The sequence below is a fragment of the Janthinobacterium sp. GW823-FHT06H09 genome (assembly GCF_058794735.1).
Genome location: NZ_JBXAHC010000003.1, coordinates 25,723 through 45,827, shown reverse-complemented (window position 1 = coordinate 45,827; position 20,105 = coordinate 25,723). Strand labels below are relative to the sequence as shown.

Annotated in this window: 22 protein-coding genes and 1 pseudogene; 10 read left to right on the top strand and 13 right to left on the bottom strand. The window is 62.6% G+C overall.

The window, feature by feature from the left end; genetic code table 11:
* Nucleotides 1-25: 25 nt before the first annotated feature.
* Both AC1Q6X_RS04960 and AC1Q6X_RS04955 read right to left on the bottom strand, forming a co-directional pair.
* Entirely contained in the window at nucleotides 26-322 is a 297-nt protein-coding gene (locus AC1Q6X_RS04960) for a hypothetical protein (protein WP_070218501.1), read from the bottom strand.
* Between the two features lie 74 nt (nucleotides 323-396).
* Complete coding sequence (locus AC1Q6X_RS04955; protein WP_492495462.1) at nucleotides 397-744, bottom strand: hypothetical protein; 348 nt, start codon at nucleotides 742-744, stop codon at nucleotides 397-399.
* 497 nt (nucleotides 745-1,241) lie between these two features.
* Here AC1Q6X_RS04955 and AC1Q6X_RS04950 point away from each other — a divergent pair, with 497 nt between their 5' ends.
* Nucleotides 1,242-1,502 carry a hypothetical protein gene (locus tag AC1Q6X_RS04950; RefSeq protein WP_070312467.1) on the top strand — a complete coding sequence of 87 codons (261 nt, stop codon included), beginning with the start codon at nucleotides 1,242-1,244 and terminating at the stop codon, nucleotides 1,500-1,502.
* A gap of 135 nt (nucleotides 1,503-1,637) precedes the next feature.
* Here the strand turns inward: AC1Q6X_RS04950 and AC1Q6X_RS04945 are convergent, their stop codons facing one another.
* The 6 genes from AC1Q6X_RS04945 to folE2 all read right to left on the bottom strand — a co-directional run bounded on the left by AC1Q6X_RS04945 (nucleotide 1,638) and on the right by folE2 (nucleotide 8,142).
* Complete coding sequence (locus AC1Q6X_RS04945; RefSeq protein ID WP_492495460.1) at nucleotides 1,638-3,176, bottom strand: cryptochrome/photolyase family protein; 1,539 nt, start codon at nucleotides 3,174-3,176, stop codon at nucleotides 1,638-1,640.
* 31 nt (nucleotides 3,177-3,207) lie between these two features.
* Complete coding sequence (locus AC1Q6X_RS04940) at nucleotides 3,208-5,658, bottom strand: penicillin-binding protein 1A (RefSeq protein WP_492495458.1); 2,451 nt, start codon at nucleotides 5,656-5,658, stop codon at nucleotides 3,208-3,210.
* A 74-nt stretch (nucleotides 5,659-5,732) separates the two neighbouring features.
* Nucleotides 5,733-6,128 (bottom strand): hypothetical protein, encoded by a 396-nt coding sequence (locus AC1Q6X_RS04935; protein ID WP_083287869.1) that lies wholly within the window; start codon nucleotides 6,126-6,128, stop codon nucleotides 5,733-5,735.
* Nucleotides 6,125-6,943, bottom strand: coding sequence for a class D beta-lactamase (gene blaOXA / locus AC1Q6X_RS04930; protein ID WP_070312470.1), 819 nt, complete (start codon nucleotides 6,941-6,943; stop codon nucleotides 6,125-6,127). Before blaOXA ends, AC1Q6X_RS04935 begins: the two co-directional genes overlap by 4 nt.
* Nucleotides 6,944-7,029: 86 nt before the next feature.
* Nucleotides 7,030-7,197, bottom strand: coding sequence for a hypothetical protein (locus AC1Q6X_RS04925; RefSeq protein ID WP_175445233.1), 168 nt, complete (start codon nucleotides 7,195-7,197; stop codon nucleotides 7,030-7,032).
* Nucleotides 7,198-7,230: 33 nt separating this feature from the next.
* Nucleotides 7,231-8,142, bottom strand: a complete 912-nt coding sequence (folE2, locus tag AC1Q6X_RS04920; RefSeq protein ID WP_492495455.1) for a GTP cyclohydrolase FolE2 — start codon at nucleotides 8,140-8,142, stop codon at nucleotides 7,231-7,233.
* 127 nt (nucleotides 8,143-8,269) lie between these two features.
* Between folE2 and AC1Q6X_RS04915 the strand changes: the two genes are divergently transcribed.
* From AC1Q6X_RS04915 to AC1Q6X_RS04905, 3 genes are read left to right on the top strand one after another with little or no spacing between them, the layout of a single operon-like run.
* The gene (locus AC1Q6X_RS04915; RefSeq protein WP_492495453.1) at nucleotides 8,270-8,602 is read left to right on the top strand and encodes an ArsR/SmtB family transcription factor; all 333 of its coding nucleotides are present in this window, start codon (nucleotides 8,270-8,272) and stop codon (nucleotides 8,600-8,602) included.
* 21 nt (nucleotides 8,603-8,623) lie between these two features.
* Entirely contained in the window at nucleotides 8,624-8,881 is a 258-nt protein-coding gene (locus AC1Q6X_RS04910; protein ID WP_121669662.1) for a hypothetical protein, read from the top strand.
* A gap of 37 nt (nucleotides 8,882-8,918) precedes the next feature.
* A complete protein-coding gene (locus AC1Q6X_RS04905; RefSeq protein WP_230502793.1) occupies nucleotides 8,919-9,350 on the top strand; it encodes a hypothetical protein in 432 nt (143 codons plus the stop codon).
* On the opposite strand, the gene alkB is transcribed toward AC1Q6X_RS04905, so the two are convergent.
* A complete protein-coding gene (gene alkB, locus AC1Q6X_RS04900; protein WP_492416343.1) occupies nucleotides 9,322-9,984 on the bottom strand; it encodes a DNA oxidative demethylase AlkB in 663 nt (220 codons plus the stop codon). The genes AC1Q6X_RS04905 and alkB overlap by 29 nt on opposite strands.
* 83 nt (nucleotides 9,985-10,067) lie before the next feature.
* Here alkB and AC1Q6X_RS04895 point away from each other — a divergent pair, with 83 nt between their 5' ends.
* On the top strand, nucleotides 10,068-10,550 hold the full coding sequence (locus AC1Q6X_RS04895) for a heme-degrading domain-containing protein (RefSeq protein ID WP_492495449.1): 483 nt from the start codon (nucleotides 10,068-10,070) through the stop codon (nucleotides 10,548-10,550).
* 57 nt (nucleotides 10,551-10,607) lie between these two features.
* On the opposite strand, the pseudogene AC1Q6X_RS04890 reads toward AC1Q6X_RS04895, so the two are convergent.
* The 3 genes and pseudogenes from AC1Q6X_RS04890 to AC1Q6X_RS04880 all read right to left on the bottom strand — a co-directional run.
* A pseudogene (locus tag AC1Q6X_RS04890) lies at nucleotides 10,608-10,810 on the bottom strand (aspartate racemase); the annotation flags it as partial.
* Between the two features lie 17 nt (nucleotides 10,811-10,827).
* A complete protein-coding gene (locus AC1Q6X_RS04885; RefSeq protein ID WP_083293625.1) occupies nucleotides 10,828-11,595 on the bottom strand; it encodes an SDR family NAD(P)-dependent oxidoreductase in 768 nt (255 codons plus the stop codon).
* Entirely contained in the window at nucleotides 11,570-12,298 is a 729-nt protein-coding gene (locus AC1Q6X_RS04880; RefSeq protein ID WP_070218514.1) for a GntR family transcriptional regulator, read from the bottom strand. The genes AC1Q6X_RS04885 and AC1Q6X_RS04880 overlap by 26 nt, the downstream gene beginning before the upstream one ends.
* Nucleotides 12,299-12,441: 143 nt before the next feature.
* Here AC1Q6X_RS04880 and AC1Q6X_RS04875 point away from each other — a divergent pair, with 143 nt between their 5' ends.
* Together AC1Q6X_RS04875 and AC1Q6X_RS04870 are read left to right on the top strand one after the other, a co-directional pair.
* Nucleotides 12,442-12,882: an acyl-CoA thioesterase gene (locus AC1Q6X_RS04875; RefSeq protein WP_492495447.1), complete on the top strand. Its 441-nt coding sequence runs from the start codon at nucleotides 12,442-12,444 to the stop codon at nucleotides 12,880-12,882.
* Nucleotides 12,883-13,033: 151 nt separating this feature from the next.
* On the top strand, nucleotides 13,034-14,398 hold the full coding sequence (locus AC1Q6X_RS04870) for an amino acid permease (protein ID WP_492495445.1): 1,365 nt from the start codon (nucleotides 13,034-13,036) through the stop codon (nucleotides 14,396-14,398).
* A gap of 100 nt (nucleotides 14,399-14,498) precedes the next feature.
* Here the strand turns inward: AC1Q6X_RS04870 and AC1Q6X_RS04865 are convergent, their stop codons facing one another.
* Nucleotides 14,499-16,103 carry a hypothetical protein gene (locus AC1Q6X_RS04865; RefSeq protein ID WP_492495444.1) on the bottom strand — a complete coding sequence of 535 codons (1,605 nt, stop codon included), beginning with the start codon at nucleotides 16,101-16,103 and terminating at the stop codon, nucleotides 14,499-14,501.
* Between the two features lie 423 nt (nucleotides 16,104-16,526).
* Here AC1Q6X_RS04865 and AC1Q6X_RS04860 point away from each other — a divergent pair, with 423 nt between their 5' ends.
* From AC1Q6X_RS04860 to AC1Q6X_RS04850, 3 genes are read left to right on the top strand one after another with little or no spacing between them, the layout of a single operon-like run.
* Nucleotides 16,527-18,239 (top strand): methyl-accepting chemotaxis protein, encoded by a 1,713-nt coding sequence (locus tag AC1Q6X_RS04860; RefSeq protein WP_492495442.1) that lies wholly within the window; start codon nucleotides 16,527-16,529, stop codon nucleotides 18,237-18,239.
* Between the two features lie 24 nt (nucleotides 18,240-18,263).
* Nucleotides 18,264-18,893 carry an adenylyl-sulfate kinase gene (gene cysC / locus AC1Q6X_RS04855; RefSeq protein ID WP_070218576.1) on the top strand — a complete coding sequence of 210 codons (630 nt, stop codon included), beginning with the start codon at nucleotides 18,264-18,266 and terminating at the stop codon, nucleotides 18,891-18,893.
* 33 nt (nucleotides 18,894-18,926) lie between these two features.
* Entirely contained in the window at nucleotides 18,927-20,045 is a 1,119-nt protein-coding gene (locus AC1Q6X_RS04850; protein WP_492495439.1) for a sulfotransferase family protein, read from the top strand.
* Nucleotides 20,046-20,105 lie beyond the last annotated feature (60 nt).

Below are 20,105 nucleotides of genomic sequence, written 5' to 3'. Positions count from 1 at the left end.
GGCACAGCAGCTTATTCCCGTGCTGTCAATCCGATTCGGCGCCTGTCTCGCTCAACCTCGACGGGGGATGATGGGCAGGCCCTTTTTCGAGTCCGATCATTTTGGGCGGCGATGGATCTTTTCTGCGCTCGCAGACCAATACGCGCAGTGCGACAGATAGCGGCACGCCATTTGTATGCAGGTATTTTGCTGCCACGGCAGTGCCAAGCATTTCCTGAAAAATAATCGCCACATCAATTTTTTGTGCTGTCAATGCATCGATCCGCCTGGGATGATCCGGCTCCACCTGCACGGGGCCGCCGATGTAATTTTTAGTCACCATGTCAATTCATGTCAAGTAGAGGGACAAGCACCGCATGCTCCCGCTTCGGGCTACCGCAATTCGGCAGGCCGCCTTTATTGATACTCTTCCGGTCTCTTGCGTATCTCCGCCCTTACTCTGTGCATACAGCTTCGCACTGTTCCCATTCGGTATGCCATCTTTATCGCAACTTCGCCATCGCCCATACCTTCATCCTCACGCAACAATAATGCCTTTCCCAGAGAAGGCAGGAAATGGGCGATAAAAAGAACGATGTTCATTCCAGTTTCCATTGCGCCGAAAATCCCTTCTTCATGAAAAATATTCAACGCATCAATTGCACAATCTACGCCACCAATTAAACCATCAGAACCTGATTTAATTCTGCCAGCATTGCAATAATGGGTTTTATACCATTCGCGGCCATTAACAATCTGAACCATACCATCAATATATTTCTCACGATGAATATATTGGCGCGGAAAATATCGTAGGCGGATACGCTATCTGCTATACGGCACCTCAAATATCTCTTCGTCACCCGCACAAAAAATTTTCCAAAAATAACTTTCATTTCCCATGAGCATGCATCACTCGCCGAAGCCAGAGTTGAGCCATATCCTAACAGCAAGAATACCTCCTCAAATTAATACGCAGAAAACATTGATTTATATCAATATAAGAAATACAAGATAATAAATATTGCAAAACATATAAACACATATCCATCGAGAAACAATTAACCTGAAACTGTTCTGCGATGTGCAAAAATAACGCCACTCCATGGTTGAACTTTAATTTATTAAAAATAATAAATATTTCTTTCGGGAAAATTTTTATAATGCCGTCTTCTTTGTTACATTCGCCTTCGTGCGCGATGGAAATTTTTTATGTAGTAATATTTAAAAAAATTTCAAAGCATTTTGGGTGAGCATTTCCAATGACAAAAAAGACAAGCACTTCATACGTCATCGAGTTTACGCAACGAACGACGCGAGTGTTGAGGTCGCTCAATGTGAAGTCTGGAAGAGTGAAGATTGATATCAAAGATACGGCGATGCCGTTCGACACGCGAATAGTCGATGCCTGGGTCAGCATCGAAGACGGCGTCCTGTGGCTGGAGCATGAAACGGGAGAAGACTATACGGTGAGAATCAGGCTTGCCACAGTGCTGCGCTGGTCACGTCAACCAAAATGGTAGGCAGCCTGCCGCCACCGCTCGGCAGTTTTTCGGGCCTTGCCCGCTACCGTTTCCCATAACATGAGGAAATCCTGAGTCCCGGCTCCATCGTCCGGTTGCACATCCACCGTAGGAAACAGACCACATTGCCCTGCGTTACAAGGAATCGAGCCTGGCCAGCATCGTGGCCGCCTGCTGCCGGAAAGCGGCGACTGTTTCCTCGTCCATTTTTTCCAGCTGGCGATACGCCATGCCGATGCGGGGATTGTGCTCCAGCGTGGCCGCGTTGCGGTGGAAAAAATCCCAGTACAGGGCATTGAAGGGGCAGGCGCGCTCGCCGATGCGCGCCTTCTTGTCGTAATGGCATCCCTTGCAATAATCGCCCATGCGGTCGATATACGCGGCGCTGGAGACATACGGCTTGGTGGCCAGCAGGCCGCCGTCGGCGAACTGGCTCATGCCGACGGTATTGGGCAGTTCCACCCATTCGAAGGCATCGATGTAAATGCCCAGGTACCAGCCGTGGACCTTGGCGGGATCGAGGCCGGCCAGCAGCGCGAAGTTGCCGATTACCATCAGGCGCTGGATGTGGTGCGCGTGCGCCTGTTCCAGCGACTGCGTGATCGCCTGCGACAAACAATGCATCTTCGTCTTGCCGTCCCAGAACCATGCGGGCAGCGGACGCGCATGGCCAAAGAAATTCTTTTCCGCATAACCGGGCATCTGCGCCCAGTAGACGCCGCGCACATATTCGCGCCAGCCCAGTATCTGGCGGATGAAGCCCTCGACCGCGGCCAGGGGAGCATGGCCGGCGTGATAGGCGGCCTGCGCCCTGTCGACGACTTCGCGTGGGTTCAGCATTTTCACGTTCAGCGCGAACGACAGCAGGGAGTGGAACAGGCGCCATGCCTTGCTGCTCATGGCATCCTGGAAATCGCCAAAATGCGGCAAGGCCCGCTCGATGAAGGCATCGAGCTGCTGCAGCGCCTCATCCCGGTTCAGCGCCCAGGCCAGCCGGTCCGCACGCGGCGCGCCGAAGCTTTTCACGCCGGCGGCGACGATGCTTTCCCATAGACGGGAATGGTCATGCACGGTGCGCGGGTCTTGCGGCTCGGCGGGCGTGCCGCGCCAGGGCTTGCGGTTATCGTGATCGAAATTCCACTGGCCGCCGACGGGTTTTTTCGCGTCTTCCATCAACACCTGATGCGTGCCGCGCATCTGGCGGTAGAAAAACTCCATCAGCCACTGCTTGCGCCCGGCGAAAATATCGGCCGCCTCGTGGCGGGCCGTATAGAAATGCTCGCTGTCGACCATCAACCACGGGATGGCCGAGCGTCGCCCGGCCTCATACAGCTGCTGGTCGAGGCGCCACTCGTCGGGCGCCTGGTACTCGACGGCGCCGGCGTCATAGTGGCGAATCAGCGCTTCGATATTCTCCGGTATCGAGCGCGTGCTTTCCGCGTCGCCGATGGCGATGTAATGCACGGCGTGCCCATCCTCGCGCAGCTGGCGCGCAAAGTCGCGCATGGCAGCGAAGATGGCCAGGATTTTCTGCGCATGGTGCAGCACATAATCGGTTTCTTGCCGCACTTCCATCAAGACATAGATGGTGGCGTCATCGACGTCGGTAAACCAGCGGTGCTGCGTATTGAGCTGGTCACCGAGGATCAGGCGCAAGGTGGGCTTCGGTGACATTATTGTCCTGTATCAAATAACATCGTGGCCGCTAGCCTTGCGGCATTGGCTGCGGCGCCGGGACAGGCGCGGGAGCCGGTTCCGGCACCGCCTTGCCATGCGCTTCCTGCCCGCCCTCTTCCGCCGGCACGGCCAGCGGCGCGGGCGGCGCGCCTTCCTGCAACAGATCGCCCGGCTCTTCCACCGGCTCGTCCTGCGGTTCCTCGACGGGTTCCACATGGCGCAGCGGCGGCGGTGGTTTGCCGCCAGGGAAGATGGCGTCGCGCGCGATCTTGCCCGTGTCGAGCGCCGTCTTGAAGAAGTCGCCCACCACCAGCACGGCGTTGTGGCCACCCTGGCCCCAGTAATTGCTGCGCATGGTGACGCGCGCGTCGTTGAAACCCACCCAGGCGCCGCCCACCAGTTCCGGGTGCATCAGGATGAACCAGCCGTCCGCATTGTTTTGCGTCGTGCCGCTCTTGCCGGCCACGTCGGAACGGATGCCGAAGCGGCTGCGGATGGCCGTGCCCGTGCCCCGGTCGATGACGCCGCGCATCATGTCCGTCAGGGTGGCGGCCGATTCGGCCTGCATGGCGCGCTCGGGCTTGTCTTCGCCGAAGCGGGCGATGACCTTGCCTTCGCGGTCCGTGATGTGCGTGACGACGAACGGCAGACGGGCCTCGCCCTGGGCCGCGATGCTGGCGTAGGCGTTGACCATTTCCAGCAAGGTGACGGGACTGGTGCCCAGCGCCAAGGACGGCACTTTTTCCAGCTTGCTGTCGCGGATGCCGAGCGCGCGCGCCAGCTTGATGATCGGCGGCAAGCCGACGTCCTGCATCACCTGCGCCGTGATCGTGTTCTTTGAATAAACAAGGCCGTCGCGCATGGTCATGTCGCGCCCCGTCGTGCCGCTCATGTCCGTCGGGCGCCATTTGGTGCCGTCGGCCGCCTTGATGTCCATCACGGCATCGCGGTAGACGTGCTCAGGGCTCAGTCCCTTTTCCAGCGCCGCGCCGTACACGATGGGTTTGAAGGTGGAACCGGGCTGGCGCGCCGCCTGCGACACGTGGTCGAACTGTTCGCGTGCAAAGTCGCGGCTGCCCACCCAGGCGCGCACGGCGCCCGTGGCCGGGTCCATGGCCGCAAAGCCCGCTTCCAGCCGCGTCTTCGACTTGCGCAGGGCCGCCATGAAGGCGCGGTCGCCCTTCAGCTGCGCCAGCGCCGCTTCGGGCGTGCCGCCGGCCGCCGTCAGCTTGCGGTAGTCGGCGGACTCGCGCACGAAGGCGTCCAGCAGCGCCGGATGCGATTTCCAGAAATAATCGAAGGGCACGCTGCCGCCCTGCATGCCCGCGTACATGCCCGTCGACGTGGGCGACGGCACGCCCGCGCGGCTCCATTCCACGTCGGCGATCGCCTGCAAGGCATTCGCCTGGCGCTCGACGGCGCGCTCGGCCGCCTGCTGCAAATCGTGGTCGAGCGTGGTGTGCACCACCAGCGCATCGAGTTCCAGGTTGTAGTCGTTCTCGTCGGCCCAGTCGATCAGCCACTTGCGCACATAGGCCGTGAAATGGCTGTCCGACTGCGCCCGCTCGCTCTGGCGCTCGAAATGCAGGCGCAGCGGTCGCTTGATCAGCTGCTTGTAGCGCGCCTCGTCGATGACGTCGTGCTTGCGCATCTGGCCCAGCACCACGTTGCGCCGCTGCAGGGAGCGTTCGGGATTGCCGACGGGATTGTAGTAATTCGTGCCCTTGAGCATGCCGACAAGGGTGGCGCTTTCCAGGATATCGAGACGCGCGGCGGGTTTGTCGAAATAGGTGCGGGCCGCCATTTCGATGCCGTAGGTGTTGTACAGGAAGGGAACCGTGTTCAGGTAGGCTTCCAGGATTTCCGTCTTGCTGTAGGTGGCCTCGATTTTCAGGGCCGTGATCAATTCCTTGAGCTTGCGGTTCAGGTTGCGCGAGCGGCCGATTTCCTCGGGAAACATATTGCGCGCCAGCTGCTGCGTGATGGTGGAACCGCCTTGCGGGTTGCCCCCTGCCGTATGCAGAATGGCGCCGGCCGTGCGCGTGAAGTCGATGCCGTGGTGTTCGTAGAAACGGTGGTCTTCCGTCGAGATCAGCGCACTGATCACGTTCGGCGAAATCTGCTTTAACGTGACCCGCTCCTGCAAGCCCTGGTCGAAGCGGGCAAGTTCCTTGCCATCGGCGCTGACCATGGTGGTCGGCGCGGCCGCGCGCGCCTGGCGCAAGTCGTGGATGCTCGGTGTCAGGGGGATCAGCAACAGCATGTACAGGATCACCAGCGCCAGCAGGGCCAGAAACGACCATAAGGCCAGCACCAGCGCACGCCGCACGGGCGGCAAGGTCATCAGGTGCGCGTGGCCGCGCCGGTACAGCGCCACTGCCTTGATCCACGCCACTCCCGCCACGCGCACTGCCTGCGCGCGCGCCCGTATGAACGCCTGCCGTGCTTTTTCCTGAAACTGCTCCATGCCTGATGCCATGCTTATAACCTTGTCTGATGCCGGGGAATCCGTTTCAGCAAGTATATAGGGCGGGCAACAAAGCGGGCCGGAATTTACGCCAGGCAAGCATCGAGGCGCGCCAAGGTGACGCCCACATACGCGCCCACGCAGCGCCCGTCATGCGTCGTAAACGGGTTTTCCAGCTGTAGCAGGCCGCAATCGCAGACGACGGGATCGACCTGGGTCACGATGCCGAGCGCCAGGTAGCGCCAGCCATCGAGGCGCACCAGGCGCTTTTCCCGGCCAGGATTGGCGCGGAAAATGGCATCCCAGTCGTCGATTTCGCTGGCCATGGGCCACAGTTCGAGCTGGACTTGCGTGCCGGCGGCCAGTTGCCCGCCACCGAACTCGTCCATCACGTGCAGGCGCTGGCCGCCCACCTCGATGACGGCTTCCAGGTACTCGCCCTCGGTGGCGATGAAGGTGGCGGCGACGATGCTGGCCGTCACTTCTGCGCCTGCTCCAGCAGGGCCGGCAATTCCTTCAGCATCGCCTCGCGCGTGCGCAAGCCTGCGGACTGCTGGCCCTTCTGCTCATCTTGCACCAGGCGCGCGAACACGATGCTGCGCCCGCCCTTGCTGGCCCATCCCACGAACCAGCCGTAGCCATGCGCTTCGTCGAAGCTGCCGTCAGGCTTGCGCGGGAAGGCGGCGCCCGTCTTGCCATGCACTTGCCAGCCGCCCACGTCCGCCAGGCGCGTCAGGCGTCGCGTCTGCTCCATGGCCTGCTTGGTGACGGGCAATTGATCGTTGACCAGTTTGCGCAAGAAGCCCAGCTGTTCCAGCGGCGAGATTTTCAGCGAAGAGCTGATCCACGAGCGCTCCAGGCTGTTGTCCTTGCCCGGGTCGCCCGACACATCCGCATTGCCGTAGCGCAAAGCCTTGGCGTATTTCTGGAAGCGCTCGGCGCCCAGCGCCTGCGTGATCTGCTGCGAATACCAGACGACGGAATACTGCATCCAGCGCGACGGGTCCGTATCCTGGCGCCACGCTTCGCCGCCCCAGTCCACATAGCCCTGGCGAAATGGCAGGCTGGGCTTGTGCTCGTCCTTGAGGAAGCCGGCGTCATAGCCCATCAGGCTGAGCGCGATCTTGAACGTGGACGCGGGGGTAACGCGGTCGATGCAATTGCCCTCCTGCAGCAGGACGGCGCCTGTCCTGGCATCGGCCATGGCGGTGCAGATGGTGGCGGAATGGGCTTGCGAACCGGCCAGGACGGCGCCTGTCAGGCCGAGGATAAACTGGAACAATGCGCGATATTTCATGGGACTCCGGGGCTGAGGGAGAATGACAAAGCGAAATTGTACCGGGCGGCGCGGCGCGATGCCAGCGCTGATGCAGTGCATGCGCATTAGCGCCCCGCCGGCGCGCCCGGCTGGCGTTCCCGCTTCAAGTGTTCCTCTTCCAGCTCGTCCATGCCCAGCTTCTCCTCGTCGATCAGCGCATGCTCGCGCCGCTCGCGCTCCAGTTCCTCTTCCAGGCTGTCTTCGCCCGGCTCCTGCGTGATGTTCTCCGGCATGCGGTCTTCCTCCACGGTGGTTGAGTGAAAAGCTCAGGCAAGCTGGCCCGCCTGCGCCACGGCATCGTGCGGATGCAGGCTTTCCATATGCCGTACGGTAACACGCGGCTGCGCATAATGCGGCGCCAGTCCCGCCTGCACGCGGCGGGCCGCGTCTTCCACGTACATCAGATTAGCACCATTGAGGCGCGCAAACGCCTGTTCGTCGGCCCGTTTCACGGCCGTCTGCAGGGGCGTCGCCAGCGCCGCTTCCACCCGATCGATCAGGGGGAACAGGTCCAGCTCCGCCTGCTGCGTCAATGGCACGGTCACCGTCGCCGTGCTGCGCTGGCTGTGCGGCGTGGCCAGGCTCGCGTGTTCCTGCAGCCAGTCGCTGGCGGCTGCGCCGTCGATGCCGCCTTTGCCGAACTGCGCCGCAAAGGCCTCGGCCAGCAATTGCCGCGCCAGCGCCGCCGAGCACGGACAGGTCGACGAGTAGCCGATCTCCACCGTCAACGACAGGGCAAAACCCTGCGGAGAAACACTGGCCTGCAGGCGCACGGGATACGATTTCCATCCCGCCAGCCCCGCCGTCAGCAGCGCCGGCTGGCGCCGCAGCAGGGGAAACGCCAGCGCGATGCGCGCCTGCGTGCTGCCGCAGTCGGCATGACTGTCCACCATGCGCCGCAACACGGCGGCCAGGGCGCCCGCATCGAGCGGCTGCGCGGCGGCAAAGGCATCGAGCAGCAGATACAGGCGCGACATGTGGATGCCTTTCACGTGCGGATCGGGCAGATCGACTTGCACGTCGGCCCAGGCATGCACTTGCTGCGCCTGCCCGCCCTCTTCCAGCCACAGCGGCAAGGCGATGCCCTGCATGCCGACCCATTCCAATGGCAAGGGGTGGCCCAGATGGGGGCCGGCCGCCACGTCGGGCAGGGGCGAAGAAAGGGAATCGCGCTTCATGGTCAAGACTCCATATGCAAACAAGTTGCATATCATGGAGAAAATGCGGCGCATTTGCAAGTATCTTGCATTAAAGCGGCGAATGTTTTATCTTGACTCACTAACACATGTCAGATAATGTTGACACATGACAGATACAAATACAGCCCATCCCACCGGCGACCGCTTGCTGGCCATGTTGGCGGCGCTCGACAATCCGCACCGGCTGCGCATCATTGCGGCCCTGGCCAGCGGCGGGCGCAACTACATCAGCCAGCTGGCGCGCGACCTGGGCATCAGCCGGCCCCTGCTGCATTTGCACCTGCAAAAGCTGGAACACGCGGGACTCGTCACCAGCCAGCTGGAACTGTCGCATGACGGCAAGGCCCTCAATTACTTCGAAGCCAGCCCATTTGAATTGCTGCTGACGCCGGCCAGCATCGCCGCCGCGGCGTCCTCGCTCACCCCCAACGCCGATTAATCCTGAACTGTAGAGGTCATCATGTCTGAAAATGTCTTTTTCGCCGCCTTCTTCTTCCCCTGCACGGCTGCCGTCATCATCTTCGCCCTCAAATATACGTCCGGCATCGTGCAGGCGCGCGCCCGGCTGGCGCAGGACGGCGCCTACCAGGAGCTGGCCAGGTCCATGGCCGCCGCGCAGGCGGAAACGGCCGTTTCGCTGGCCGCGCTGAACGCTTCCGTGGCGCAGATCCAGGCGCGCCTGGGCAGCCTGGAAACGATACTCAAAGAAGTCGAGTAAACCCTTTCATAGCCGCCCACGACCAGGAGACCGCACCATGAATACCGTATCGACCGCCCGTCTGTATGCGCTGCGCGCCATGTATCTGCTGGTTGTCCTGGGACTGGGCAGCGTGCTGTGGCCCGGCATCGTCACGCCGCACGCGCCGTGGGAACTGGCGCGGGGCACCGTCAACTGCATGCTGGCCGCGTTTTCGCTGCTATGTTTGCTGGGCTTGCGCTATCCGCTGCAGATGCTGCCCCTGCTGCTGTGGGAGGCGCTGTGGAAGACCATCTGGCTGCTGCTCGTGCCGCTGCCGCAATGGCTGAGCGGCCAGATCGATCCCGCCACCGCGGCAACCGCATTTGAATGCGCGTTCGTGGTGCTGGTCTACCTGGCCATTCCGTGGCGCCATGTGCATGCGCACTACATCGTCAAGCCGGCCACGCCGTGGCGCCAGCTCAGGCAGCCTTGCGAAACGTCAAATTGATGCGCTGCGCGCCCAGCAGCGCGTGTTCGCCCTCCTTCAGCGGCGCCACGCCGTGGAAGCGCAGGCGGTCGGCGCCGCCCCACACGACCACGTCGCCGTGCAGCAGCGCGATGCGGGCCGCCTTGTCGCTGCGCTCGGCGCCGCCGAACAAAAAGGTGGCGGGCAAACCGAGCGAGACGGAAACGATGGGCGCGTTGAAATCGCATTCGTCGCGGTCCTGGTGCAGGGCCATGCGCGCACCGGGCGCATAGCGGTTGACCAGGCAGGCGTCGGGCGTGAAGCCCGGATAGCCGGCCGCCAGCGCCGCCTGCTGCGCCAGGCGCAGGAAGACGGGCGGCATGGGCGGCCAGGGTACACCGCTGGCGGGATCGAGCCGCGCATAGCGGTAGCCGCGCCCATCCGTGACCCAGCCCAGGGGGCCGCAATTGCTCATGGCCACGGACATGCGCAAACCGCCCGGCGTGGCCATGTGGCGCAGGGGCGCGGCCAGCACGATGGCGTCCAGCGCCGGCAGCAGCTCGGGCAGATACGGCAACGCAAAACGGCGCAGCAGGACCGACGCGGACGAGCCGGGCACCAGCGGCACCGGTCCGGTCGGGACGTCGTCTTCATCGGCAAACAGGGACAGGTTCATGCCGCCTATTTTAGCCGCATTACACAAAAAGCCCCCATGGTGCGCTACAGTAGCGCTTCCAGCCACCACCACCCGCCTCCACGATGGATCATTACGCCGATTTGCTGCACACCCTGGCGCAGCAGGAAGAAACCCTGCAATTCGAACGCTTCGACAACGATGCGGCGCTGGCCGTGGGCCTGTGGATCGTCGAGGAAGTGCGCAAGCGGGGCAAGGCCGTCACCGTCAACATCACGCGCAACGGCCAAGTCCTGTTCCACCACGCCATGACGGGCGCCACGGCGGACCAGGCGGACTGGATACGCCGCAAAAACAACACGGTGCAGCGCTTTTGCCGCAGCTCCTACTACATGGGCATCTCGTATAAAAGCCGGGGCAGCACCTTCGAAGACGTGAAGTACCTCGATGACATCGAATACGCGGGCCACGGCGGCGCGTTTCCCCTGCTGATACGCGGCGTGGGACTGGTCGGCACGGTCACCGTGTCCGGCCTGGCGCAGGCCGACGATCACGCGCTGGTGGTGGCCGCCCTGCAGGCGCAATTGGACACGCAGCTGAATAAATAGTCGGGCGTCCAGCGCCCGGCGCAGGGCGGCGCGCGCCAGCAAGTGCGTGGAATCGAGCGCCGACGCCAGCATCAGTTCGGCCACGCCGGCCAGGTCGCCCCCGTTCAGGCAAGCCACATAGCGCGCCAGCGGCGGCGTATGCAGCGTCACTTCCGGATGTTCAACGCTCCCAGCGCATGCGCGCCCTCTTCGCAAATCGTGCGGTAGCACAGGGCCGCGCCTTCGGCCGAGCAGCCGACGATGCCGATATGTCGTGTGATGCGATCTTCCCTGTCAGTTAAATGCGCTGGCCGCCGTCGATGGGAATTTCCGCGCCCGTGATGTACGAGGCGCGCTCGCTGCACAGGAACTCCACCAAATCCGCCACTTCGGCCGTCGTGCCCAGGCGGCGCAGGGGGATTTGCGTGTCGACGATGTGCGAGGTGCCCGGCGATAAAATCGCCGTGTCGATCTCGCCCGGCGCGATGGCATTCACGCGCACGTTCAGCGGCGCCATGTCGTTGGCCATTTCGCGCGTCAGCGAGGCCAGCGCCGCCTTCGAGCTGGCATAGGCGGAGCCGGCGAACGGGTGCACGCGGTAGCCGGCGATCGAGCACAGGTTCACGACGGCGCCGTGCGCGTTCGACAGTTCCTGCGCAAAGCCGCGCGTCAGGGCCAGCGGCGCAAAGAAATTCGTGTTGTACATCTCCTGCCACGTCTGCATGTCGGTCGTCAGCGAATTGACGCGCGAACCTCCCGGCCCCTTCGGCGACACGCCTGCGTTGTTCACCAGCGCGTGCAATTTGGCGTCGCCCAGCATGGGGCGCAGGGTGTCGACCATCTGCCCGATCTGGCTCAGGTCCGACAGATCCATGCACACATGCGTGTTGTGCTCCTGGCTGCGCGGGCAGCCGCCCGGAATCGGGCTGCGCGACACGGTGATCACGCGCCAGCCCAGGCTGCGGAAGCGCTCGGCCACGGCGTGGCCGATACCGCGGCTGGCGCCCGTGACGATGGCCGTTTTCTGTTCAATCTTCTGTTCAGTCTTGTGCGTGTTCTGCGTCATGTGCTTCCTTGTCTAGTTGTGTTGCACCGGCATGGATGCGCTCCTGGCGCATCACATACGCCAGCATCTGCGTGCCGCCGTCGAGAATGTCCTGTTCGATGGCGCGCCGCGCAGCCGCCCCGTCGCGCTGGCGCAGCGCAGCAATGATGGCGTGGTGGTGGCCGACGCGCATGTCGGGCGAAAAGCTGGCGTAGCCGGCGGCGATCAGGGGCGCCGTCTGCATCCACAGGTGGTCGACGAAGCGCTTTAATGTCGGCATGCCGGCCGCCTGCGCCAGGCCCAGGTGAAACGCCTGGTTGCATTGCAGGGCCGCCGGCAGGTCGTGCCGCGCAATCGCCTCTTCGTTCGCCTGCAGCAGGCGTTCGAGGTCGGCCAAGGTGGCGTCGTCGATGCGCTGCGCCGCCTCGAACGCGCCCAGCCCTTCGAGTTCCAGCCGCAGCGCGCGGATTTCCAGGTAGCGCGCCACGCTGAGCACGGGCACGCGGAAATCGCGCGGCGAGCGCAGCACCAGCGCCTCTTCCTGCACCAGCTGCAGCATGGCGTCGCGCACGGGCGTGACGCTGGTACCGAGCTGCAGCGCCAGCTCGCGGATGCGCAGCCGCTCATTCGGCTGGTAACGTCCTGCCGCCAGCGCCTCGCGCAGCATCGCGTACACGGACTTGCCCAGGTTGACGTGCTGCAGACTGTCCAATTGGTGCTTCATGCGTATTTTTGATCTTTTGAAATTATGATGCATCATACATCAATGTGAAAAACAGTGTTTTTCCAGACGTGCGCCGCAGACAGGAAACAAGTAAACACCGCAAGCACGTACAATCAGCCGCCACCGCATCGAAAGGAGCGCACTTGAACTGGGATTATCCGCACGCCCACACCCTGCCCGTCACGCCCGAACCGGACGACATCGACGGCTTGCAGCACACCAACAATGCCGTCTACGTGCGCTGGTGCGAGCATATCGCCTGGCACCACTCGGCCACCCTGGGGCTGGACCTCGACGATTACCGGCGCCTGGACCGTGCCATGGCGATACGCCGCGGCGAATACGACTACCTGCTGCCGACCCGGGCCGGCGAAGCGCTGACCCTGGCCACCTGGCTGTGCGCCAGCGATGGGCGCTCCAGCATGGAACGGCGCTTCCAGCTGATCCGCGACAGCGACGGCGCCACCGTCGTGCGCGGACGCTGGGACTTGATCTGCATCGAATTGAGCAGCGGCCGCGCGCGCCGCCTGCCGCCCGAGTTCCTGGCCGTGTACGAACCGGCCATCGTCGCGGCGGCCGCGTAAAGCGTCGCCCGGGCTGCCGTTTTGCGCGCCGTTCGGCGAAGATGCGGGGCTTTTCTTGCGCCTCCGCAGTGCAACATGCATTTCGCTCCTGATTTGCCCGTGCATGCTTTAGAATCAGCGACCTCAGCCCCGTAAAAACAGGATAAAACATATGACGGCAGTCGGGAATACCGAACCACAAGAGCTCAAGCGCGGCCTGAAAAGCCGCCACATCCAGCTCATCGCCCTGGGCGGCGCCATCGGCACCGGCCTGTTTCTGGGCATCGCGCAAACCATCAAGATGGCCGGCCCTTCCGTGCTGCTCGGCTATGGCATTGCCGGCGTCATCGCCTTTTTGATCATGCGCCAGCTGGGCGAGATGGTGGTCGACGAACCCGTCGCCGGCTCCTTCAGCTATTTCGCCGACAAATACTGCGGCCACCTGCCCGGCTTCCTGTCGGGCTGGAATTACTGGGTGCTGTATGTGCTCGTCAGCATGGCCGAGCTGACGGCCGTCGGCATCTACGTGCAGTACTGGTGGCCCGGCGTGCCGACCTGGGTCTCGGCACTGATCTTCTTTTGCGCCATCAACGCCATCAGTTTGCTCAATGTCAAAGCGTTTGGCGAGATGGAATTCTGGTTCGCCATCATCAAGGTGGTCGCCATCATCGGCATGATCGTCTTCGGCGCGTATCTGCTCGCTTCCGGCGACGCGGGGCCGCAGGCGTCCGTGGCCAACCTGTGGCAGCACGGCGGCTTTTTCCCGAACGGCTGGCAGGGGCTGGTGATGGCCATGGCCGTCATCATGTTCTCGTTCGGCGGCCTGGAGCTGGTAGGCATCACGGCGGCCGAGGCGGATGATCCGAGCACGACGATTCCGCGCGCCACCAACCAGGCCATCTACCGTATCCTGATCTTTTACATCGGCGCGCTCGGCATCCTGCTGTCGCTGTACCCGTGGCAAAACGTCGTCACCGGCGGCAGCCCTTTTGTCCTGATCTTCCATGCGCTCGACAGCAACCTGGTGGCCACGGCCCTGAACGTGGTGGTGCTGACGGCGGCACTCTCCGTCTACAACAGCGGCGTGTACTGCAACACGCGCATGCTGTTCGGCCTGGCCAAGCAAGGCAATGCGCCGCGCGCGCTGCTGCACCTGAACCGCCGCGGCGTGCCGCTGGTGGCGCTGGGCGTGTCCGCGCTGGCGACGGGCGCCTGCGTGGTGGTCAATTACTTCATGCCGGGCGAAGCGTTCGAAGTGCTGATGGGCCTTGTCGTGTCGGCGCTGATCATCAACTGGGCCATGATCAGCTGGATCCATTTGCGTTTCCGCGCGCAGAAAAAAATCGAAGGCAAGACGACCCTGTTCCAGAGCCTGGGCTACCCGTTCACCAACTACCTGTGCCTGCTGTTTTTGGCCGGCATCCTGGTGATCATGTACCTGACGCCGGGCCTGCGCATCTCCGTCTACCTGATTCCCGTGTGGCTGGCCGCGCTGGGCGTCGGCTACTGGATCAAGCAAAACAAGGCCAAGGCATAGGCTGTTTTACACCGCATCAAGCCAAGCAACAAGCAAACAAAAAGCCCGTCTTCGCAGGAAGGCGGGCTTTTTGCATTCAACGCGGTCTCGCCGTCTGTTGTTAAGCGGCGGCCCCGCCCTCTTCCGGCAGCACGTCGGCGCGCCACAGGCCGATGGTCTGGCCCGCATACGATTGCAGCAGCACCTCGTCGCTCAGGGTCAGCATCGCCTGCTGGCGCTGCTCCGCCTTCTTCTCGGGCGTCATGCCCAGCTCGTCCGTCCGGTACGGCCCCAGCACGGGCAGCAAATCGCGCAGCACAGAATAATTGCCTGGTATGGTCTTGTCCGATTCCAGCTTGCCCAAGAAATATTTCATGACATGCTCGGACTGATTGCCCTCCTGCCGCAAGCTCGCCTTCACCATCTTGCCATCCTTGTAGGCCACCTGCGCGTCGCTGCTGGCCGTATCCTCGATCTGGTGATACGTATAGTTCTGCGATTCCGTGCTGGTCGTCAGGCGCAGCGGCACGCCGGGGACGAGGGTCTCATGGAAGCTGGCGCTCAGCTTCGATTGCTGCTGCTGCCTGACCGAACGTGCATCCTGGCTGGCGCCGGCCTGCAGCGTCTTTTGCGACACTTCATAATTGAAGCCATCCTTTTCCGAACTGCGCATGGGATTGCTGAATTTCACGGCTTGCGATACGGAGGCGCTGAAATCGGCCAGCCCCGTCAGGATGGACTTGTCCTCGGCCGCCAAGCGCCACTTGCCCGTCGCGGGCGTGTCCGTGGCCGCTTGCGGCGCGGCGGTATTGCTGTGCAGGGCTGTGAAGCTATCCTTGAGCATGGCCACCAGGCCCGCGTCGCCATGGCCGCGCGACGCCGCCTGGTCGAACTGCTTCATGTAACTGCCCAGCGCCTTGGCTTGCCGCTCCTTGCTGCCCAGGGTATTGAGTTGGCTGGCGTCGACCTTCAGGTCCAGGGAGCCGGCCACGCCGCTGAAGCTGACCTGGCGCTGCGCGCCATCGGCCTGGAAATCCAGGGTTTGCACGCCCTCTACCTCGCCGCGCACCTTGACTTCCGCATGCAGTTTCACCGACGCCAGCAACTGCTGGTCGAACTGCATCAAGCCTTCCAGCTTGATTTTCGGCGTATCCCGTCCCATGCCATCGATGGCGTCCTGAAAACCCTTCGCCAGGTCGCCCAGGGCGCTGGCTTCAGCGTCGCTGAGGTCGCCACTGGTTGTCATGCTCACGGCCAGGCCGTCGCCCTGGCTGTCGAGCGACAGCTTGACTTCCACGCCGCTTTTGGTCGTGATGCTGAGGGTAACCTTGTCTTCGCCATTGCCATGCAGGCTGCCCGGCGCGATGCCGGACGCCGCATAGACATTCGGCGTGGTGCTCGGCGGCGGCTGCCGCATCGCCTGCGAGAAATTGTAGTTGCCCAGCTTGGCCTGCCCCAGCATGGCCGCGCCCAGGCCGCTGAAGCGGCCGCCAAACGCATGCGAAGAGAAGCTCTTTGTCATCGCGTCGCTCACCTTGTTGCGGGTCGCGCTTTCCCATATCGTCGGCGAAGGCAGCAGCTGCGCGACGGCTTGCGTCGCCCCGATGTCAACAATGGAGGACGGGCTCGGCGCCGGAGACGGCGCGGCATCCGCCTTGGTGGCAGCGGCATTGAGCGCGCGTGAGGGACTTGGATTCCAGCTCGGGATCGAGGAGACGGAGGTCATGGGTCTTATGCCTTGCTAAACGAAGATGGATGGTTAGGTAAAGTATGCATAACTTTCATTTTTTGATAACTGGTAGCCGTCGAGTACTGCCATGTTTTCTCAGAGCAAGGGATGGGTCGCATCTCAAGCGCTAAGCAGACACTGCTATAACGACGTGAAATGTGAAATCATGAGCGCAAAGGAGCATGAAAATTTTTCATTCTTGATACAAATCATGCTCCGCCGCCATGCCAGCGTTCGCAGGTGTTCGCCATCTAACTCAATTTAAACAGTTGCCACAAGTAAATTTCTACTGTTGCTCAAATGCTGAAAGTGACGAAGTGTGATATTTCGCCGGCCCGCAATCAATATGATCGCTGAGTGCTTCGTAATAAAGCTGCATATGCTTATTCGGAACCGCAAGCACGGCCTTAAGGAGGCAATATGAAATTTATGCACTTAACCATCGCCAAGCGGCTCGGCATGGGCTTTGGCCTGGTCGCCCTGTTCCTGTTGCTGGTCATCGCGCTGGGGCTGACCAGCATGCGACAAATCCAGGACCGCATGGATGAAGCGACCAAGGTCAACAACGTCGAAACCAGGCTGGCCCAGACTATGGACTTGACAGTGACCGAGCGGGCGCTGGCGCTGCGCAATCTGATTTTGCTGAAGGAGGAGAAGGAGATCCAGATCGAGGTCGCGCGCATCGCCGAGCAGGAAAAAAAATACGCCGCTGCCCAGCAAAAGCTGGGGGAAATGTTCGCCAAGCTGGAAGGCACCTCGAGCGAAGAAAAAAGCCTGCTCGAACAGATCCGCACACAAAGCGACCTGGCGGCGCCCTTCATTCAGCGGGCCGCCGCGCTGGCGCTGGAGCACAAGCAGGACGATGCCTACAAACTGCTGCGCTATGAATTCCGCCCCGTGCAAAAGCGCTGGTGGGAATTGCTGCGCACCTTGATCGCCGTCGAGGAAAAGCAGAATAACGAGGCCTCCAGCATGGCCGAGGCGGCCTACAGCCAGGCGCGCCTGGTGATGCTGAGCATCGGCTCGCTGGCCCTCATCACCAGCCTGCTGGCCGCCGTGCTGATCACGCGCAGCGTGACGCGCCAACTCGGTTGCGAGCCCGACGAAGCGGCGGCGATCGCCGGGCAGATTGCCAGCGGCAACCTGGCCGTGCCCATTCATACCCGACCCGGCGACACGCGCAGCCTGCTGCACGCCATGCAATCGATGCGCGACAGCCTGGCGCAGATCGTCCAGCAAGTTCACGCCAGCACCGAGACCATCGCCACGGCGGCAGGCCAGATCGCCATGGGCAACCTGGACTTGTCTTCGCGCACGGAACAGCAGGCCAGTACGCTGGAGCAAACCGCTTCATCCATGGAAGAACTAACCAGCACCGTGCGCATCAACACCGACCATGCACGCCAGGCCAACGGGCTGGTCGAATCGGCCTCCAATGTCGCCACCAAGGGCGGCGCCGTGGTGGCGCAGGTGGTCGACACCATGGCGGCCATCGATGTCTCGGCGCGCAAGATCGTCGACATCATCGCCGTCATCGACGGCATCGCCTTCCAGACGAATATCCTGGCGCTGAACGCGGCGGTCGAGGCGGCCCGTGCCGGGGAACAGGGGCGCGGCTTTGCCGTGGTGGCCACCGAGGTGCGCAATCTGGCGCAGCGCTCGGCCGCCGCAGCCAAGGAAATCAAGGACCTGATCGGCGACTCGGTCGACAAGGTCCAGGCCGGCAACCGGCTGGTCGAACAGGCAGGATCGACCATGCACGAGGTGGTCGCCAGCGTCAAGCGCGTCACCGGCATCATGTCTGAAATGATGTCCGCCAGCCAGGAACAATCCGCTGGCATCGAGCAAATCAATATGGCCGTGACGCAAATGGACAATGTGACGCAGCAAAATGCGGCACTGGTCGAAGAAGCCGCCGCCGCAGCGCAAGCGATGCAGGAACAGGTCAACAGCCTGAACGATGTCGTCAGCGTCTTCCGCGTGGGCAACATCGCTGGCGGCCGCGATGCGGGACTGCGCCTGGTCAGCCGTCAGCCACCGCCGCCGGCGGCGGTGCGGCGCGCGCCCGCCACGGCAAAGCCGGCCCGTCCGGCCGTCGCCAAGCCCAGCGAAATCGAGTGGGAACAGTTTTAAGCCGGCAACGGGGGAGTGGCACACGTGGGTAAACTGGAACAGATCGCCGCTGCGGGCGAAGTGGTAGCGACGCACATCTTCCCGCATGCAAGCCATATCGGCAAGGAGCAACGGGGCCTGCTGGCCGGTCAGCAAGGCGCGACGCTGTGGCTGACCGGCCTGAGCGGCGCAGGCAAGTCGACGCTGGCGTACGCGCTGGAAAGGCGGCTGCTGGCCGAGGGTCACCTGAGCTGCGTGCTCGACGGCGACAATATGCGGCACCACCTGAATGGAGACCTGGGTTTCTCTCCCCGCGATCGCCAGGAAAACATCCGCCGCAGCGCCGTCGTGGCCAGGCTGATGAACGATGCCGGCATGATGGTCATCTGCGCCTTCATCTCGCCGCTGCGCAGCGACCGCGAGATGGCACGCCAGATCATCGGCAGTGACAATTTTATCGAAGCCTATATCAGCACGCCGAGCGCGCTATGCGAGGAACGCGACCCCAAGGGACTGTACAAAAAAGCGCGAGCCGGACTGATCCCTGCATTTACGGGCGTCTCCGCGCCCTACGAGGCACCGCTGGCGCCGGCGCTTATGCTGGACACGGGCGTGCTGTCGCTGGAACAGGCCTGCGAGCGGCTGTTCCAGCAACTGTGCCCGCACTTCATCTGATGCCGCGCGGCCACCTTTTCGAGGAATGATGAGATGATCAGCAGCCACCATCCCGGCCAAGGCGCGCGCCCGCGCCCCGTCATGATGATCCCCTTGCGCCGCTGCGGCAGCCATGCCCTGCGCCTGCGCCTGAACCTGTCGCCGCAGTTTTATTCGCCGTATCCACTGCACCTGGTTGACATGATGCCGCTGCTGCCCCTGTACGGCGACTTGCGCGATGACCGCGCCTACTTTCGCCTGGTGGTCGATGTGGTGGGCCTGGCGGCGGCCAGCATGGTCAAGTGGCCGGGGGTCGTCTTCGATCCGGTGGAAGTGTTCGAGACGCTGCGCGGCCAGCCGCGCAGCATCCACCGCGTGGCGTGGGAGCTGCTGCTGCGCGCGGGCGAACGCCGCCAGGCGCAGGTGGTGATGGACAAGTCGCTCGACAGCGTGCACTACGCCGACGACATCGTACGGCTATATCCCGACATGCTGTTCCTGAACGTGGTGCGCGATCCGCGCGCGCAAGTGGCGTCGATGAACCGCGCCATCATCCACGATTTCGACACGCTGCTCAATGCCAGGACCTGGCTGGCCGCCCATGCGGCAGCCGACCATGTCGTGCAACGCTATCCGCGGCGCGTGCTGACGATACGCTATGAAGATTTCCTGTCGCGGCAACAAGAGACGCTGGAAACGGTATGTGATTTTCTCGGCATCGCCTTCCTGCCGCAAATGCTGGACGTGGCCGCGGCGGCGGAGGCGCGGCAAATCGCGCAGTTGTCATCGCTCTGGTCGGCCAACTGCCATGCACCGATCGCGACCAACATCGACAAATTCAGGCAGCAGCTATCGGACGATGACATCAACCTCATCGAAACGCTCACCGGCCCGTATATGGACCGCTACGGCTACGCGCGCCTGAGCCGCGGCGACGCCAACATCACGCCCGCGCTGATCGAGCTGGCCGGCAAGCGCTCGGCGCAAGGACGCGAACGCGCCTGGCACGCCTTGGAACAGGATAACTTCCGCGATTACGTGCTGCGCCGCTGCCGCGCCGACTATCTGACCCAGCTGCATGCACGGCTCAGCCAGGCCAGCGGCGCGCAGGGCAGCAGCACCATCGTCACGCTGGATCAACTCGACCAGGGCGCGTTTGTCGTCAGCGACTAACACCTATCAAAACCTACTGCGCGTCGTAATTTGCGGTCTGCGATGCTCACTGCCTCGGCG

What these genes read in the sequence shown, in the direction of transcription:
- AC1Q6X_RS04960 (WP_070218501.1), bottom strand. Translation starts at nt 322, where the DNA reads ATGGTGACTAAAAATTACATCGGCGGCCCCGTGCAGGTGGAGCCGGAT.
- AC1Q6X_RS04955 (WP_492495462.1), bottom strand. Translation starts at nt 744, where the DNA reads ATGGTTCAGATTGTTAATGGCCGCGAATGGTATAAAACCCATTATTGC.
- AC1Q6X_RS04950 (WP_070312467.1), top strand. Translation starts at nt 1,242, where the DNA reads ATGACAAAAAAGACAAGCACTTCATACGTCATCGAGTTTACGCAACGA.
- AC1Q6X_RS04945 (WP_492495460.1), bottom strand. Translation starts at nt 3,176, where the DNA reads ATGTCACCGAAGCCCACCTTGCGCCTGATCCTCGGTGACCAGCTCAAT.
- AC1Q6X_RS04940 (WP_492495458.1), bottom strand. Translation starts at nt 5,658, where the DNA reads ATGGCATCAGGCATGGAGCAGTTTCAGGAAAAAGCACGGCAGGCGTTC.
- blaOXA (WP_070312470.1), bottom strand. Translation starts at nt 6,943, where the DNA reads ATGAAATATCGCGCATTGTTCCAGTTTATCCTCGGCCTGACAGGCGCC.
- AC1Q6X_RS04925 (WP_175445233.1), bottom strand. Translation starts at nt 7,197, where the DNA reads ATGCCGGAGAACATCACGCAGGAGCCGGGCGAAGACAGCCTGGAAGAG.
- folE2 (WP_492495455.1), bottom strand. Translation starts at nt 8,142, where the DNA reads ATGAAGCGCGATTCCCTTTCTTCGCCCCTGCCCGACGTGGCGGCCGGC.
- AC1Q6X_RS04915 (WP_492495453.1), top strand. Translation starts at nt 8,270, where the DNA reads ATGACAGATACAAATACAGCCCATCCCACCGGCGACCGCTTGCTGGCC.
- AC1Q6X_RS04910 (WP_121669662.1), top strand. Translation starts at nt 8,624, where the DNA reads ATGTCTGAAAATGTCTTTTTCGCCGCCTTCTTCTTCCCCTGCACGGCT.
- AC1Q6X_RS04905 (WP_230502793.1), top strand. Translation starts at nt 8,919, where the DNA reads ATGAATACCGTATCGACCGCCCGTCTGTATGCGCTGCGCGCCATGTAT.
- alkB (WP_492416343.1), bottom strand. Translation starts at nt 9,984, where the DNA reads ATGAACCTGTCCCTGTTTGCCGATGAAGACGACGTCCCGACCGGACCG.
- AC1Q6X_RS04895 (WP_492495449.1), top strand. Translation starts at nt 10,068, where the DNA reads ATGGATCATTACGCCGATTTGCTGCACACCCTGGCGCAGCAGGAAGAA.
- AC1Q6X_RS04885 (WP_083293625.1), bottom strand. Translation starts at nt 11,595, where the DNA reads ATGACGCAGAACACGCACAAGACTGAACAGAAGATTGAACAGAAAACG.
- AC1Q6X_RS04880 (WP_070218514.1), bottom strand. Translation starts at nt 12,298, where the DNA reads ATGAAGCACCAATTGGACAGTCTGCAGCACGTCAACCTGGGCAAGTCC.
- AC1Q6X_RS04870 (WP_492495445.1), top strand. Translation starts at nt 13,034, where the DNA reads ATGACGGCAGTCGGGAATACCGAACCACAAGAGCTCAAGCGCGGCCTG.
- AC1Q6X_RS04865 (WP_492495444.1), bottom strand. Translation starts at nt 16,103, where the DNA reads ATGACCTCCGTCTCCTCGATCCCGAGCTGGAATCCAAGTCCCTCACGC.
- AC1Q6X_RS04860 (WP_492495442.1), top strand. Translation starts at nt 16,527, where the DNA reads ATGAAATTTATGCACTTAACCATCGCCAAGCGGCTCGGCATGGGCTTT.
- AC1Q6X_RS04850 (WP_492495439.1), top strand. Translation starts at nt 18,927, where the DNA reads ATGATCAGCAGCCACCATCCCGGCCAAGGCGCGCGCCCGCGCCCCGTC.